Source organism: Ralstonia nicotianae, from assembly GCF_018243235.1.
Taxonomy (GTDB): domain Bacteria; phylum Pseudomonadota; class Gammaproteobacteria; order Burkholderiales; family Burkholderiaceae; genus Ralstonia; species Ralstonia nicotianae.
Map to the genome: position 1 here is coordinate 3259960 of NZ_CP046674.1, position 15946 is coordinate 3275905.

The 15946-nt window shown below is 63.7% G+C and carries 15 protein-coding genes; 8 read left to right on the plus strand and 7 right to left on the minus strand.

Going from position 1 to position 15946, the window contains the following annotated elements:
• Nucleotides 1-67: 67 nt before the first annotated feature.
• Both GO999_RS15050 and GO999_RS15055 read right to left on the minus strand, forming a co-directional pair.
• Entirely contained in the window at nt 68-1006 is a 939-nt protein-coding gene (locus tag GO999_RS15050; protein WP_211906351.1) for a retron St85 family RNA-directed DNA polymerase, read from the minus strand.
• Complete coding sequence (locus GO999_RS15055) at nt 999-1919, minus strand: retron St85 family effector protein (RefSeq protein ID WP_211906352.1); 921 nt, start codon at nt 1917-1919, stop codon at nt 999-1001. The genes GO999_RS15050 and GO999_RS15055 overlap by 8 nt, the downstream gene beginning before the upstream one ends.
• 724 nt (nt 1920-2643) lie before the next feature.
• Between GO999_RS15055 and GO999_RS15060 the strand changes: the two genes are divergently transcribed.
• A complete protein-coding gene (locus GO999_RS15060; RefSeq protein WP_211906353.1) occupies nt 2644-3921 on the plus strand; it encodes an IS1595 family transposase in 1278 nt (425 codons plus the stop codon).
• Between the two features lie 12 nt (nt 3922-3933).
• On the opposite strand, the gene GO999_RS15065 is transcribed toward GO999_RS15060, so the two are convergent.
• The 4 genes from GO999_RS15065 to GO999_RS15080 form a co-directional block, all read right to left on the minus strand.
• A complete protein-coding gene (locus GO999_RS15065) occupies nt 3934-4461 on the minus strand; it encodes a hypothetical protein (RefSeq protein WP_211906354.1) in 528 nt (175 codons plus the stop codon).
• Nucleotides 4462-4700: 239 nt separating this feature from the next.
• Nucleotides 4701-6017: a sigma-54-dependent transcriptional regulator gene (locus GO999_RS15070; RefSeq protein WP_011000296.1), complete on the minus strand. Its 1317-nt coding sequence runs from the start codon at nt 6015-6017 to the stop codon at nt 4701-4703.
• Nucleotides 6018-6042: 25 nt separating this feature from the next.
• Nucleotides 6043-8040 (minus strand): sensor histidine kinase, encoded by a 1998-nt coding sequence (locus tag GO999_RS15075; RefSeq protein ID WP_019717467.1) that lies wholly within the window; start codon nt 8038-8040, stop codon nt 6043-6045.
• A gap of 103 nt (nt 8041-8143) precedes the next feature.
• Nucleotides 8144-9430 (minus strand): dicarboxylate/amino acid:cation symporter, encoded by a 1287-nt coding sequence (locus tag GO999_RS15080; protein WP_011000294.1) that lies wholly within the window; start codon nt 9428-9430, stop codon nt 8144-8146.
• A 415-nt stretch (nt 9431-9845) separates the two neighbouring features.
• Here GO999_RS15080 and GO999_RS15085 point away from each other — a divergent pair, with 415 nt between their 5' ends.
• From GO999_RS15085 to GO999_RS15100, 4 genes are all read left to right on the plus strand, one after another.
• The gene (locus GO999_RS15085; protein WP_011000293.1) at nt 9846-10172 is read left to right on the plus strand and encodes a (2Fe-2S) ferredoxin domain-containing protein; all 327 of its coding nucleotides are present in this window, start codon (nt 9846-9848) and stop codon (nt 10170-10172) included.
• 23 nt (nt 10173-10195) lie between these two features.
• Entirely contained in the window at nt 10196-10843 is a 648-nt protein-coding gene (locus GO999_RS15090; RefSeq protein ID WP_211906355.1) for an alpha/beta hydrolase, read from the plus strand.
• A gap of 82 nt (nt 10844-10925) precedes the next feature.
• Nucleotides 10926-12119, plus strand: coding sequence for a D-alanyl-D-alanine carboxypeptidase family protein (locus tag GO999_RS15095; protein WP_211906356.1), 1194 nt, complete (start codon nt 10926-10928; stop codon nt 12117-12119).
• A gap of 19 nt (nt 12120-12138) precedes the next feature.
• Nucleotides 12139-12432 carry a YbeD family protein gene (locus GO999_RS15100; RefSeq protein WP_016724222.1) on the plus strand — a complete coding sequence of 98 codons (294 nt, stop codon included), beginning with the start codon at nt 12139-12141 and terminating at the stop codon, nt 12430-12432.
• 80 nt (nt 12433-12512) lie between these two features.
• On the opposite strand, the gene gcvA is transcribed toward GO999_RS15100, so the two are convergent.
• Nucleotides 12513-13475 (minus strand): transcriptional regulator GcvA, encoded by a 963-nt coding sequence (gene gcvA, locus GO999_RS15105; protein WP_011000289.1) that lies wholly within the window; start codon nt 13473-13475, stop codon nt 12513-12515.
• 138 nt (nt 13476-13613) lie between these two features.
• Here gcvA and GO999_RS15110 point away from each other — a divergent pair, with 138 nt between their 5' ends.
• The 3 genes from GO999_RS15110 to lipA all read left to right on the plus strand — a co-directional run bounded on the left by GO999_RS15110 (nt 13614) and on the right by lipA (nt 15904).
• A complete protein-coding gene (locus tag GO999_RS15110) occupies nt 13614-13973 on the plus strand; it encodes a DUF2917 domain-containing protein (RefSeq protein ID WP_011000288.1) in 360 nt (119 codons plus the stop codon).
• 183 nt (nt 13974-14156) lie between these two features.
• Nucleotides 14157-14846 (plus strand): lipoyl(octanoyl) transferase LipB, encoded by a 690-nt coding sequence (lipB, locus tag GO999_RS15115; RefSeq protein ID WP_016724220.1) that lies wholly within the window; start codon nt 14157-14159, stop codon nt 14844-14846.
• A gap of 56 nt (nt 14847-14902) precedes the next feature.
• Nucleotides 14903-15904: a lipoyl synthase gene (lipA, locus tag GO999_RS15120; protein WP_011000286.1), complete on the plus strand. Its 1002-nt coding sequence runs from the start codon at nt 14903-14905 to the stop codon at nt 15902-15904.
• Nucleotides 15905-15946 lie beyond the last annotated feature (42 nt).

The following is a 15946-nucleotide window of genomic DNA, read 5'->3' on the forward strand; positions in this document are numbered from 1 at the left end:
TCAAATTTCTTGCACGAACTGGCCAATATAATACGAAACCTTCGCCACAGGCTTAACGCGAATCACGTCACATAAATTCCTCAATCGACTTGAAGTATTTTGCACAAAGACGAGAGAAGAAAGCAGGAGCAACACTTCTCACGTAGCTCAAGTGCCCCTTCAAGTTCTTGTGTTCCTCTTTGTCTAACTTCCCCTTCTCATAAAGGGAAAGCATGAGCCTTATCTGGTCTTTGTATTCTCTATTGACCGTTATGTGGCTGTCGCGGCAAACCCTAAGTCCCGTGACAATAGCGCTGCCCCCAAGTTTGCTAGAAAAGATAGTCTTCTTTTCATTGATGGAAAGTTTCGGAGACGTGGTGCCATCCACTAGCGAACTAAATATTTTCAAAAACTCGGTGCAGCCACCTTTCTTGTCGGTGGAGAAAACAACATCATCGGCATATCGCGTAAACTTGCCAGCCCCCAACTTCTCCTCATTACTTTCAATGAGACGATGGACTTTCTCATCAAATTCAAGCATTACCGCGTTGGATATGGCCGGCGACGATATGTAACCAATCGGCAGCCGCTCATTTTCGTCAAAGCAAACCCTTTTGATGAATAGGTCTGCATCATGATATGCATCGAAGGTGCCTTTGTTTTTGCTTGACTTATCTACCGACTTTTTCAGGTCATCATACTTTATTGAAGGGAAGAAGTTGGTGAAATCTATTCTCAAAAAATACTTTGAATCGACGTGGTGCTGTGCGTTTGTCAATATTGAGCGTCCGCGCCTAAATGCCATGGCTGCGTCGTGCATCTCAAGATTTTCAAAGAATTTTAGAGTGAGCCAGCGCTGCAAAATTTCCAACTCAGCCGAAGGTCTTTTAATTACTCTATATGAGGCGGAGCTTTTCTTTCTTATGCGGAGACGCTTAACTCTGCTGGGCCCTAGACGGATGACATCGCGAACCCAGATTTCTGGAACGAAGCACTCCGTGGCGGCTAAAGTTATTAGACTAGGCATGAACCAGTCGCCCTGGGTTGTGCTTCAAATGGAATCGGCGAAAAGCTGAAATAAGACTATCAGCACTTCCTCCAAAACTAATAAAAGTCTCGGTTGCGGTTGATATGTATGAAGACTCCCCTGCGTTAGCTATCGGGGTTATCAGTTTCGATGCGTGCAGTATTCCCCGAAGGGATTTTACGTCTTCAAATGGTTGCGAACCAAATATGCTTTTGTATATTTCGATTGTTTCCTGATGAGTAATAGGGCCGCACAAATATATGATATCGTGCAAGAAGAACAATGAGGCTTGATTTCCCGCGCTTGGCAAGAGAGCGTCTCTATCTAGGCTAGTCCTTTTCCTCAAAGGGCTGAGGTGCTTGAGTATGCCTGGCACTGTCAGACCAATGGCGTCCAACTCTTGAATGCCAGTCGCGCCCATTGGATACCATATTATGCGGTCTTCGGCCACGTCCTCTTTGATTGCCTGAAGGGGGCCGTGATTTATGAAGGAGGGTTGTGCTCTAAACTTTGAGTCGTTAACGACAAGAAGCTTTTTCCGCAAGCCCTGATGTGCAAAAGCGCCCAACTCACAAAAAGAGCTGTAGCTCTCCAGAACGATTAGAATCCAATCTGCAATGTTTGATATCTTGTGTTCAATGTCGAGAAGATTTTTTACTTTCCCGTGTTTCGCTAGCTCCTCCATGACGAGTTCTGCGTAAACAATTCGTGCATGGGGCAGAGCTGCTTCAATCGTTTTCTTTAAATACTGTCGCCGTGCGGAGGGGACCAAATCGGACTGATTTGCACCGCACAGGAAAATTAAGGAGAGTTCCCGACGAATAGAAAAACGGCCCGCATTAAGGGCCGTTGAGAAGCGTTTCAATGCGTCCCCGAGCTTGGGTTTCGGCAACGCTATATAGTCTTTTAACATGCCTACTGGATGCAGCGAGGGATTCGGACACGGACCCCCGCCGACTGGCGGGGAGACGTGTCCGAATCCCTCGCCGACGACAGGAAATCCCAGGCGGATAGTGACTCACTACCCGATTCGGCTTTCGCCGAATAATGCTAGGCAGCTAAATTCTATTCAGGCCACGTACCTTGTCAAGCACAACCAAATGAATGCCTAGGCAAATATGTGCCCCGATGGATTGCTCCACGCTCGCGCCCGATAATCAGCCGTCAGCTTCCAACGCGGGAGCGCACACCTTGCCCGTGGTAATTTTGTGACATCGTGCCCACCGTTGGAAATGAAACCACGCGACCTGTGGTAGCCTCACGCTCGAGGTCAAACTGACTTCGTAGTCGTGCCAGGACCCCTCGTCCGGCAAACGAGTCGGCTGCTCGTTAGACCACGGAGATACTCGCAGAGCAATCTGCAATCGCCACAGCCAAACACAAATTCCCTCCGACCTCACCAGGCAACTTTCTGCCTGACCCAAAACAAGGTTCAAAAAGCAATGGCGCCTCGGTCTTCACCGAGATGCCCGGGGGAATTCGTGTTCCAGAAATCAGCAAACCTATCCAATGTGGCGGGCATCACGTCTGTCCGCGTACCGCGTTCCCATTTCAAGAAGAACGGGAAGCAGAACCCGCTGTGGCTGATTTCGTTCGTCAGGACGCTGCGCCTTCTATAAGGCCATCTCGCACACGATATGGCGCAGCACTTCCTGCTATCCCCGATGGCACGTTCGCTACAGGACGACGAGTTCAACTCGCTCATTACCCGGAACGAACCGCTGGCGCATGCCCTGTTCATGTTTTACCGCTGGAGCTCCTTCACCGAACAGATTTGCCCACGGTGTGGTTTGGTTTGCAGTCACATGCCTCGGCTGCGCCACAAGCAGTGGCGCTGCCGCAGCTGCGGTCACGACTTCTCTCTGAAGTCCGGCAGTGTGTTCGATGGAACGAAGCTACCGCTCTGGACCATCATCAAAGGCATCTACCTGTTCGTGACGAACGCAAAGGGTCGCTCCGCCATCGAAATGAGCCACAAGCTGAATATCAGCTACCGCGCGGCCTACCTGCTGCTTCACAAGATTCGTTGGGCTTTCTGGGCTACGCCGCCGGCCAAGCCGATGACCGGCGAATTCGATATTGATGTCGTCTGGGTGTTGAAAGGGTTGCGCAAGCCCAATGACCGGACTCTGGAAGCCAAGGCAGAACGGCAAACAAAACGCCGAGAACGAATGGTCAAGCGACTTCTGGCTCAAGGCATTGCAGAGGCCGACGCGACCAAAGCCGCTGCCAAGGAGTACCCTCTCACGAGCGAACCCCGCCGAAGCAATCCCAAGAAGCAGTGCATTCTGGGTATCGTGCGGCGCAACCCAGAGGGTGGCGGCTCCGACTTTGTCATGGGCATCCCGCTCCCCACGGAAAACTACGAGCTCATCCGTCAAGCGTTGGACCGGTACGTGGCCAAGGGCTCCATCCTCTATTCGGACAACGCCGGCGCAACGGCCGCACTGCGGGCCCACTACGAGGTCCGGCGCGTCAACCACGATACCCACTACAAGAGCCCGGAAGGGTGGCATACAAACTACGTCGAGAGCGCGTTCTCCCGATGGCGCCGAATGGAAATCGGCACGTATCACCGCATGAGCAAGCCCCGTTTGCACCTCTACTTTGCCGAATGCGCGTGGCGGGAAACGTTTCGTCGGCGCTCGCCTGCACAACGGCTGGCGGACTCGTTACGCCGTCTGGCAACTGTGGGGCCTTGCAAGGACCTCCAGAAGTATCAGAAGCCACGCACGAAATTGATGGGCGAGCCGTTCACGCCCGCGCCCCGTCACATTGACCTGCGGCCGGTGGGCCAGACCTCACCGTCAGATGTCCGGCGCCTGTCCAAACTGCTGAAACTGGAAGCCCCGGTTTCGCAGGCATTAGACGCCTTCGCTCAATTGTCGGCACCGGCGCTAGCACTCGCCGCCTGAGGTCCCCGGGTATCACGCAGCCTCAACGTCGTGTGTGGTGTGAACTTGCAGGTCGTCACGCTCGACAGCCGCGTATTCCGGTAGCGCCCAAATAGCTATGTCATCGTGCCGGAGCCCCGTCGAACCAACACGCACAACAAGCCCCTTCTTGGCCTGCACACGCATCGCGTTCTTGATAGAGCGCCGAGTTTCGTAGCGGTCTTCTGGTGTTTTCCAGCGGACGCCAGTCTGTGCGACAACGTAATCCAGAAGCTCTGGCGTCGTCACAGGACATTTCCTGAGCCGCATAGCATCAAAGCAAAGGCCAAGCAGCTCACCATGGGCGAAGTACGTTCTGCGAGGCGTCGGCTTAACTGGCGCATACATGTCCGGGTCAATATCGATGCCTTGCTCCCGTAGCACCTCGTCGAATGCGGCCACTTTGCGCTGAAGCTCGTCTCGCTTCGCTTGGTCAGCTCGCATACGCTCATCCAGCCGCTTGATTTGACCAAGCAGCCTCGCCCGTTGTTGCGCTACCCCTTTGAATACTTGAATCCCCATCGCGTTCTCCTGCGCAAATTTCGTAAACGCAGGGGACTTATCCCGCCGGCTCGGGATGCGAGCGGCCACCGGCTACGATTTTTCCTTGCTAGGTAATGAAAAAGCGCCTCGCAGGGCGCTCTTCATCATCCCCTGAAGCTGGGGCGTGGCTCAAGGGGTAACTCCGTCATAATGGCGCCGCCGAAACAGAAACGCCCGGTCGATGCCGGGCGTTTTTCATTCGGATCGGCAACGGCCGGTCAGAGGCCGTAGCGCTTGATCTTGTCGTACAGCGTCGCGCGCCCGACCTGCAGGATGTCGGCGGCCTGGTGGACGGAGCCACCGGTGCGCGCCAGCGTCTCCGCGATCACCGTGCGCTCGTAGCGCTCGACCCGCTCCTTGAGCGGCATGCCGTCTTCCGCCGCATCGGAGACGACGGGCGTGCGGCCGACGCCCAGCACCAGGCGATCGGCGGCATTGCGCAGCTCGCGCACGTTGCCGGGCCAGTTCGATTGCATCAGTTCGTGCCGTTGGCGCTCGGACAGCATCGGCAACGGACGCTGATAGCGCACGGCGGCCTCCAGCAGGAAGTGCTCGAACAGCGGGATGATGTCTTCGCGGCGCTCGCGCAGCGGCGGCAGGTCGATGGCGACGACGTTCAGGCGATAGTACAGGTCGCGCCGGAAGCCGCCGGCCTCGATCAGCGCCTCCATGTCGCCCTTGGCGGCGGCGACGATGCGCACGTCGATGCGCACCGAGGCGTTGGAGCCCAGGCGCTCGAGCATGCCCTCCTGCAGCACGCGCAGCAGCTTGACCTGCAGCGCCAGCGGCATGCTCTCGATCTCGTCGAGGAAGAGCGTGCCGCCCGAGGCGTGCTCGATCTTGCCGATGCGCCGCTTGCCCGCGCCGGTGAAAGCGCCGGCCTCATGGCCGAACATCTCGCTCTCGAAGATCTGCTCGGGCACCGCGCCGCAGTTCAGCGCGATGAACGGCTTGTCGTGGCGCGGCGACAGCGTGTGCAGGCTGCGCGCGACCAGTTCCTTGCCGGTGCCGGTCTCGCCGTTGATGAGCACCGGCGCGTCGGTGGCGGCCACGTTGTCGATCAGCGCGCGCACCGAGGCCATCGCCTGGGAGCGGCCGATGATGCGCGTGCCCGCCGCCGGCCCCGCCAGCTCGCGGCGCAGGGCGCGGTTTTCCAGCTCCAGCGCGCGGCGCTCGACGGCGCGGCGCACGGTCTCGGTCAGGCGCTCGGCGGGGAACGGCTTCTCGATAAAATCGAACGCGCCGTCGCGCATCGCCTGCACGGCCATCGTGATATCGCCGTGGCCGGTCACGAGCACCACCGGAATGCCGGTGCCGAACGACTGGCAATGCGCCAGCACGTCGAGCCCGCTGGCGCCCGGCAGGCGCAGGTCGCTGACGACCACGCCGTAGAAATCGGCGTCGATCCGGCCGACCGCCTCCTCGGCGCTGGCGTAGGCCTGGACCTGGAAGCCGGCAAGCTCCAGGCTCTGCGCGGTGGCCTGGCGGACGGGCGGATCGTCTTCGATGAAGAGAACGTTCAAGCCTTCGGACATGGATCGTTTGGGTGAAAGGAATGGGTCAGGACGTCGCGGCCGGCACCACCTCGGCGCGGACCAGCGACAGCGTGAACTGGGCGCCGCCGCCCGGCACATTGGCCGCCGACAGCGAGCCGCCGAAGTCGCGCGCGATGCTGGTGGAAATCGCCAGCCCCAGGCCGAGGCCCTGGCCGATCTCCTTGGTGGTGAAGAACGGTTCGAACAGGTGCGGCATGGCATCGGCCGCAATGCCGGGGCCATTGTCGCGCACGACGATGCACAGCTGCGCGGGCGCGCCGTCGGCCGGGCCGATGTCGATGTCGATGCGGCCGGGGCGCGGCAGATCGTTGGCGGCGATGGCGTCGAGCGCGTTGCCGATCAGGTTGATCAGCACCTGCTCCAGCTTGAGCTCATCCGCGCGGACCACGCATGCGGCCTCGGGCAGGCGCCAGTGCAGCGCGGTCTCCACCTCGGCCAAGCGCGGGCGCAGCAGCGCCAGCACGTGGTCGAGCGCCACGCGCACCTGCACATCGGCAAGCCTGCGGCGCGAGCGGCCGGCAAACAGCTTGAGCTGCGCGGTGATCTTGCCCATGCGTTCGGTCAGGTCGGCGATGGCGCGCAGGTTGTCGGCGGCGGCGCCGTGCTGGCCACGCTCCAGCAGGATGCGCGTGTTGTCGGAGAAGGTGCGCAGCGCAGCCAGCGGCTGGTTGAGCTCGTGCGTGATGCCGGCCGCCATCTGCCCCAGGGCGGCAAGCTTGCTGGCCTGCACGAGTTCGTCCTGCGTGGCGCGCAGCTCGGCTTCGGCGCGGGTGCGGTCGACGATCTCGTGCTGCAGTTGCTCGTTGGTTGCCATCAGGTCGGCGGTGCGGTCTTCGACGCGGCGCTCCAGCTGGTCATAGGCCGCTTCGAGCAGGCGGCGGCCGCGCAGCATCTCCCTCAGGCGCAGCCGGCGCTGGCGCCAATAGAACAGCAGCAGGCAGACGAAGGCGAAGGCGAAGGCCGCGGCAACCGTCGCGCTGCGCGCCGCGCCCATCACCGGATCGATGGGCGTCAGGTACATCAGCTGCCAGTCGGGCTCGACCAGCTCGCGCGATACCAGCAGGTAGCGCGGCGCGTTGATGCGGTCGCCGACGCGCACCAGACGCGCGCCGTCGGGCATGCGCCCGACCAGCTTCAGGAAGGCCGGCATCTCGGGCTGCAGCGGCAGCGGCGTGATCTGCTTGCGGAAGTACTGGCGGGTCGCCTGCAGCTGCGCCTGCAGCTCAGGCGTGAGCGGCTCGACCGTGCGGTACTGCCACGCCGGCACCGACGACAGGAAGATCACGCCGTTCTCGTCTGCCACCATCACCGGCTCGGAGGCATCATGGCTGGCGCGGCCGAACCACTCCAGGTTGAGCTTGACCACCGTCACGCCGATCACGCTGCCATTCTGCATCACCGGCTGCGAGATGTAGTAGCCGGGTTCCTCGCGCGTGATGCCGATGCCGTAGAAGCGCCCGACGTGTCCGGCGGCCGCCTGCTGGAAATACGGCCGGAACAGGTATTCGGCGCCGACGAAGCTGTCGGGCAGGTTGTAGTTGGATGCCGCCAGGGCCAGGCCGGTCGGGGCGATCACGTAGGTGGCGGTGGCGCGGGCGCGGTCGTTGACCTCGCGCAGGTAGCGGTTGGCGCGCGCGACGTTGTCGGGCGTCGGGTGGGCCAGCAGGTCGTGGATGAACGGATGCAGCGCGACCAGCGCCGGCAGGTACTCGTAGCGGTCGAGCGTGCTCTTGAGGTTGGCGGCGTAGCGGTCGACGCGGGCGCCGGCGGCCTGCTGGGCCTGCGACAGGCCGCGGTTCCAGGTCACCACGAAGGTCGTCGCGCACACCAGCGCCATCACCGCCACCAGAGCGGCCGCCACCAGCCACCCGAAGCCGCGGCGCGGGCTGGCGGAGGAAAACGGGAAATCGGGCTCGGACATCGGCGGGTGGTGAACGGCGGACGGGCTCGCCGTGCCTTCCGGGGCCGCGCCGGCCATCAGCCGCTCGGTGCCGTGGCGCATCACACTTTCCAAAAGAAAGCGGGGCCGTCCGGAAGGAGCGGCCCCGCCATCATACGCTTGCCATCCGGCGACGCCCCGGTGGGGCACCGCCGGCTCTGGCCCATCAGGCTGCCGGGGTGGCCGACACGGTCTCGCCGCGATCGCCCGACATCACGCGGGCCAGCTTGGTGCGGTCGAGCTCGCGTTCCCAGGCGGAGATCACCACGCAGGCCACGCCGTTGCCGGTGATGTTGGTCAGCGCGCGGCACTCGCTCATGAAGCGGTCGATGCCGAGGATCAGCACCATGCCCGCCACCGGAATGGTCGGCACCACGGCCAGCGTGGCGGCCAGCGTGATGAAGCCCGCGCCGGTGATGCCCGAGGCGCCCTTGGAGGTCAGCATCGCCACCGCCAGGATGGTCAGCTGCTGGGTCAAGGTCAGTTCGATGTTCAGCGCCTGCGAGATGAAGATCACCGCCATCGTCATGTAGATGTTGGTGCCGTCCAGGTTGAACGAATAGCCGGTCGGGACAACGAGGCCCACCACCGACTTCGAGCAGCCCAGCTTCTCCATCTTTTCCATCAGGTGCGGCAGCGCCGACTCCGACGAGCTGGTGCCCAGCACGATCAGCAGCTCTTCCTTGATGTACGCCACGAAGCGGAAGATGCTGAAGCCGGTCAGGCGGGCGATGATGCCCAGCACCACCACCACGAAGATGATGGCCGTCAGGTAGAACGTGCCGATCAGCTTGAGCAGCGGCACCAGCGACACCACACCGTACTTGCCGATGGTGAAGGCCATCGCGCCGAACGCGCCGATCGGGGCCACGCGCGTGATGACGTGCACGATGCGGAAGAACACGTGGGCGATCTGGTCAATGAAGTCCGTCACCATCTGCGCGCGCTCACCCATTGCGGAGAGCGCCCCGCCGAACAGCAGCGCAATCAGCAGGATCTGCAGGATGTCGCCCTTGGCAAAGGCATCCACCACCGTGCTCGGGATGATGTTCAGCAGGAAGTCGACCGTGCTCGACGATTGCGCCTTGGCGGCGTACTGGGCCACGGCCTTGGCGTCGATCGAGTTGACGTCGACGTTGAAGCCCGAGCCCGGGTTGAAGATGTGGCCGGCAACCAGACCAATCACCAGCGCGAAGGTCGAGACGACCTCGAAGTAGAGCAGCGCCTTGCCGCCCACGCGGCCCACCTTCTTCATGTCGCGCATGCCGGCGATGCCGGAGACGACCGTACAGAAGATGATCGGCCCGATCACCATCTTGATCAGCTGAATGAAGCCATCGCCCAGCGGCTTCATGTTGACGGCCAGCTTGGGCTCGAAATGGCCCAGCAGCACACCGATGACGATGGCCGCCAGCACCTGTACGTACAGGATTTTGTAGAACGGTTTTTTCATGTCTTCCTCGAGTGTCACAGACCGGCCGCGCGTTCATTGCCCGCCCGGTCCGACCCGCCCTGATGTGGTTTCTCTCCCCGCCGCGGCGCCGGGGATGGCCTGACGGCCGGTCCCCGCGGTCCTTCCGCGGCAGGGCGTTCCCTATTGCAAGGGCCATGCCAGCTCCCACGGCCACGGCGACGGCCCGCCAGCCCTGATGCCAGCTTGACGTGCGTACGATGGCACCCGGCTCCGACGTCGTCAATTCCGGAATTCACGAAGACCGGCGTCCAGACATCCGGAAAGCATGCTGCAGCGCAGCACGACTGCCATCGCATTCCCGGCCGCCCCGGCGGCGGGCCGTATAATGCCGGCTCGTCATGCAACTCCACACCCGTGCCGAGACCGCGCCTCGCGCCCGGCACCGCGCCCACCCATGAGCAGCCACTACCAGCACCACGTTTTCTTCTGCCTCAACGAGCGCGAGGACGGCGCACGCTGCTGCGCCGACTTCGGCGCCAAGGCCATGCAGGAATACGCCAAGAAGCGCTGCAAGGAACTCGGCATCAACGGCGAGGGCCGGGTGCGCATCAACAAGGCCGGCTGCCTGGACCGCTGCGAACTCGGTCCGGTGCTGGTGGTCTACCCCGAGGCCGTCTGGTACACCTTCGTCGACCGCGAGGACATCGACGAGATCATCCAGAGCCACCTGATCGAAGGCAAGCCGGTCGCGCGGCTGATGGTCGATCCGCCCGCCGCCTGAACCCGCCAGCCCATCGCTTTTCCATGAACGTGCATACCGCAGAACGCCTGATTCCCGGCCCGGTCGGGAACATCGACGTCTCCGTCGACCTGCCGGACGCCGCGCCGCGCGGCCTGGCCCTGGTCGGCCATCCGCATCCGCTGTTCGGCGGCACCAAGGACAACAAGGTCGCGCAGACCCTGGCCCGCACCTTCGTCGGCCTGGGCTATGCGACGGTGCGGCCGAACTTCCGCAGCGTGGGCAAGACCGAGGGCACGCACGACAACGGCATCGGCGAGCAGGACGACATGCTAGCCGTGCTCGACTGGATGCGCACGCAGGCCGAATGGTCGCCCGAGGTCGCCACGCTGCCGCTGGCGCTCGGCGGCTTCTCGTTCGGCAGCTTCGTCGTCTCGCAGGTGGCGCGCCGCCTGGCCGAGGCGGGCACGCCCGCGGAACGCCTGGCGCTGGTCGGCACCGCCACCTCGCGCTGGGATGTGGCGCCGGTGCCCGCGGACACCATCGTCATCCACGGCGAGCTGGACGATACGGTGCCGCTTGCCGCCGTGCTCGACTGGGCGCGGCCGCAGGAACTGCCGGTGATTGTCATACCCGGCGCGGATCATTTCTTTCACCGCAAGCTTCACCTGATCCGGCAGCAGATCGCGGGCGCCTGGACGCCGCGCCCGTAGCCCCGTTATTACCGTTTTCCCGGACGCTGGGCTCCCCCCGGCCGCAGCGTCGTTGTCTACCAAGCAGATCGCAGGACCCGCCATGCAGACCCGTATCCCCTCCCGAGCCCTTCCCTCCGCCGCCGTGACGCTCGTCGCGGCAGCCGTGCTTGCCGCGGCAGCGCCGGCACTGGCGCAGCCCGTCCCGGCGCCGCAGGTCGCAGCCCGCGCATGGATGCTGACCGATGTGACGAGCGGCCAGGTGCTGGGCGGCAGCAACGTAGACGAGCGCATCGAGCCCGCCTCGCTGACCAAGCTGATGACCGCGTACCTCGCCGTCGAGGCCGTGCGCGACGGCAAGCTCAAGTACGACCAGGTGCTCACCCCGACCGAGACCGTGCGCAGCGTCAAGACCGACGAGTCGCGCATGTTCCTGCAGCCCGGCAAGCCCGTCTCGGTACGCGACCTGCTGCAGGGCCTGATCGTGCAGTCGGGCAATGACGCGGCGCTGGTGCTGGCCGAGGCCGTGGGCGGCACCGAGACCAACTTCGTGATGCTGATGAACCGCGAGGCCGAACGCCTGGGCATGAAGGGCACGCACTTCATGAACGCCGCCGGCCTGCCCGACCCGAACCACTACACCACGGCGCGCGACCTGTCGATCCTGACCGCGGCGCTGATCCGCGATTTCCCCGAGGACTACAAGTTCTATTCGCAGAAGGAATTCACCTATAACAACATCAAGCAGCCCAACCGCAACCGGCTGCTGTGGATCGACCCGACGGTCGACGGCGTCAAGACCGGCCACACCAAGTCGGCGGGCTATTGCCTGATCACCTCGGCCAAGCGCCCACTGCCCGACATGCCGAACGCGAGCCGCCGCCTGCTATCGGTGATGATCGGCACCAAGAGCGAACAGGTCCGCACGCAGGAGAGCCTGAAGGTGCTCAACTACGGCTACCAGTTCTTCGACACCCTGCGCCTGTATGAAGCCAAGCAGGCGCTGCAGACGCCCGACGTCTACAAGGGCCAGGCCAAGACCGTCAAGCTCGGCGTGGCGGAAGACAAATGGATCACGGTGCCCAAGGGCTCGGGCGGCCGCCTCAAGCCGGTGCTCGAGCGCAAGGAGCCGCTGATCGCCCCGATCACGCAGGGCCAGCAGCTGGGCACGGTCAAGGTGATGGACGGCGCGACCGTGGTGCAGGAGTTCCCGGTGGTGGCGCTGGAAGCCGTGCCCGAGGCCGGATTCATCGGCCGCACCATCGATTCGATCAAGCTGTGGTTCAAGAAGAAGTAAGCCCCCCGCGACAGACCCCATGACCGACGCCAACGACACCCCCGCCACCCCGCCGCGCGAATCGCTGATCGAGTATCCGAGCGACTTCCCCATCAAGGTGATGGGCAAGATGCAGGACAACTTTGCCGAGACCATCGTGCAGCTGGTGCAGCAGTTCGATCCGGAGTTCCACACCGGCCGCATGGAGATGCGCCCATCGTCCGGAGGCAACTACCTCGGCCTGACCGTGATCGTGCGCGCCACCAGCCGCGAGCAGCTCGACGCGCTGTACCGCGCGCTGACCGCGCACCCGATGGTCAAGGTCGTGCTGTAGCCGCTCGCCGGCAAGGCACCCGGCCAACGCAAACGCCCCGGCATGACCGGGGCGTTTCTTTTATCGCGGGCCGCGGCGGCTTATCCCTTCGCGACGTGCCCTAGGCTCACCGTGGTGTCGCTCATCAGCCGGTCCAGCTTGAGCTTGAAGGCGGCGATCTCCGGCAGCAGCCACGCGCGGAAAGCCTGCATCTTGGGCGTCTGCAGCGCGCCGTGCGGACAGACGAAGTAGTAGTTCCACGGACAGGGGATCGTCACGTCGAACAGGCGCACGACACGGCCGGCCATCAGGTCGTTGAACGCCAGCGTCGGGCGGATCAGCGCAATGCCCTGCCCGGCCGCCGCCGCCTGCAGCAGCAGCGACGAGTCCTGGAACATCAGCCCGGCGCGCGGCTCGGGAAAGCCCTCCACGCCGGCCGCGTCGAACCACGGCTTCCATTGCTCGCCCTCGCTGCGCAGCAGCGTCATGCCGGCCATCTCGGCAGGCGTGCGCGGCAGCCGGCCGCCGTTGAACGTCGGGCTGCAGATCGGGAAGAACACGTCGTCGAGCAGCGTCTCCACGTACAGGCCGGGATAGTTGCCCGAGCCCATGCGCAGCGCCACGTCCACCTCCTCGCGCGCGAAGTCGACCAGCGCCGGGCTGGAGAACAGCTCCACCTCCAGCTCCGGATGCCGCTCGATGAAGGTGCCGATGTGCGGGGTCAGCCAGCGCGCCGCGAACGACGGCATGGTGCTGATGGTCAGGCGATTGTCGCGGTTGCCCGCGCGCAGCTGGTGCGTGGCCTGGGCGATCTGGTCGAGCGCGTCGCGCACGCGCTCGGCGTAGGTGCGCCCGGCGTGGGTCAGGGTGACGCGCTTGCCGCGCCGCTCGAACAGCGGCACGCCCAGTTCCTCCTCCAGTGTGCGCATCTGGTGGCTGACCGCGCCGTGCGTGACGAACAGCTCAATGGCCGCGCGCGAGAAGCTCTCGTAACGCGCGGCCGCCTCGAATACGCGCAACGCCCCCAGCGGCGGCAGCCGCATCGGCTCACGGATTTCCGCCATGTTTCCTCCTGGATTTTGTGCCGTTTTATGTGAGTTCTTTTATCAAAGAAATCAATATATATCGTTTGGTGCACCGATACCAAGCGCCTAGACTGGTTCCAACGGCAGGCCCGTGCGGATGTCGTGAAGGAGCCGATCATGAAAACTGTACTAACAAAAATTGTATTCACTCTACAGCCCGGCGAGGTGATGGCGCTGCGCATGCCGGCCGACCAGAATCTGCGCGTCGAAGAAGCCTTCGGACGCGATGTGTGGGTCACGCACGAGCACAAGGCCGCCGACGAATGGCTGCACGCCGGCGCCAGCATCGCCGTCAAGCGCGGCGAAGAAATCGTCGTGTCGGTCGACCCCAAGGCGGCAGGCCCGGCCTCGCTGGCCGTGGAAGCGCAGAATGGCCATATCCCGCGCAAATCCTGGCACGTCGCGGATGGCTGGCGCCACATGCTCGCCGCGCTCGGCTGGAACGAGCACGTCGAAACGCCGGTCGCCGCCGCCTGAGCAGGCCGTAACCCGCCGCTCTCCCCTTCCAGCCCGCGCCGCGCCATGTGCCGCGGCGCCCGATGCCGGCGCGGATGCTCACCGCGCCGGTATCGTCTTTTCCGCGCGGCAACGTCCGACCCTGCTGCCTTCCAGGACAAAGGCGGCCCGCGCCGTTGCCGGCCCTGCGCTACACTCGCGGGCATGATTCCGATCGACATCGTCGAGCGCGGCCAGCAGGACTACGCTGCCTGCTTCGACGCGATGCAGACCTTCACCGCCCAGCGCGGTCCCGACACCCCCGACACGATCTGGCTGGTCGAGCACCCGCCGGTGTTCACGCTCGGACTGGCCGGCGATCCGGCCCACCTGTTGGCGCCGGGCAACATTCCGCTGGTAAAGGTCGACCGTGGTGGACAGATCACCTATCACGGCCCCGGCCAAGTGGTGGCTTACCTCCTGCTGGATCTGCGCCGCCGCGGGCTGTTCGTGAAAGCACTGGTCGACGCCATCGAGGCGGCCGTCATCGATACGCTCGCCACGTATAATGTGGCCTCCGAACGGAAGGCCGGCGCGCCCGGCATCTACTTGTCGGCCGGGCCGCACCAGGGCGCCAAGATCGCCGCGCTGGGGCTGAAGATCCGCAACGGCTGCAGCTACCACGGCGTCAGCCTGAACCTGGCGATGGACCTGTCGCCCTTCACGCAGATCAACCCCTGCGGCTATGCCGGCCTGGAAACCGTCGACATGGTGACCGCCGGTGCCCGCGACGCAAGCGGGCGCGCGGTCGATGCCGCCGACTGGCAGCGCGTGTCGCACGTGCTGGCCGACCGGCTGGTTGCCCAATTGCAGCACCGCGCAAATGCGCACCCCGCCGAAGCCGCTACCGCGTAGCAGCCGGCAAGCAGGACCGAATGAATGCACGTGCCACAGGCCGTGCGGAGAACACGATGACCGATTCCGCCTCCGGCGCCTCCGCAGTCGCCAACATCGCCACCCCGTCGAACGAGCCGTACGACGCGACCCGCAAGCAGAAGTCGCTCGACAAGACAGCGCGCATCCCCATCAAGATCGTGCCGGCCGAGAAGCTGAAGAAGCCGGAGTGGATCCGCGTCAAGGCCGCCACCGGCAACTCGCGCTTCTACGAGATCAAGGACATCCTGCGCGCCAACAACCTCGTGACGGTGTGCGAGGAGGCGAGCTGCCCGAACATCGGCGAGTGCTTCGGCAAGGGCACGGCCACCTTCATGATCATGGGCGACAAGTGCACGCGCCGCTGCCCGTTCTGCGACGTCGGCCACGGCCGACCCGACCCGCTCGATGCGAACGAGCCCGAGAACCTGGCCAAGACCATCGCCCAGCTCAGGCTGAACTACGTGGTCATCACCAGCGTGGACCGCGACGACCTGCGCGACGGCGGTGCCCAGCACTATGTCGATTGCATCTCGCGCACGCGCGAGCTGTCGCCGGCCACGCGCATCGAGGTGCTGGTGCCGGACTTCCGCGGCCGGCTGGAAAAGGCGCTGGACATCCTCCAGGCCTGCCCGCCGGACGTGATGAACCACAACATGGAAACCGTGCCGCGCCTGTACAAGCAGGCCCGCCCGGGCGCCGACTACGCGCACTCGCTGAAGCTGCTCAAGGACTTCAAGGCGCGCAACCCGAACCTCCCGACCAAGTCCGGCCTGATGGTCGGCCTGGGCGAGACCGACGAGGAAATCCTGGAGGTGATGCGCGACATGCGCGAGCACGACATCGACATGCTGACCATCGGCCAGTATCTCGCTCCGTCGGGCCACCATCTGCCGGTGCTGCGCTACGTGCACCCGGACACCTTCAAGATGTTCGAGGAGAAGGCCTACGAGATGGGCTTCACGCACGCCGCTGTCGGCGCCATGGTGCGCAGCTCGTACCACGCGGATCAGCAGGCGCACGAAGCCGGCTTCGCCTGATCGGCGCAGCGGTATCCGCCCCGGACAGCAAGGGCCTTGGGA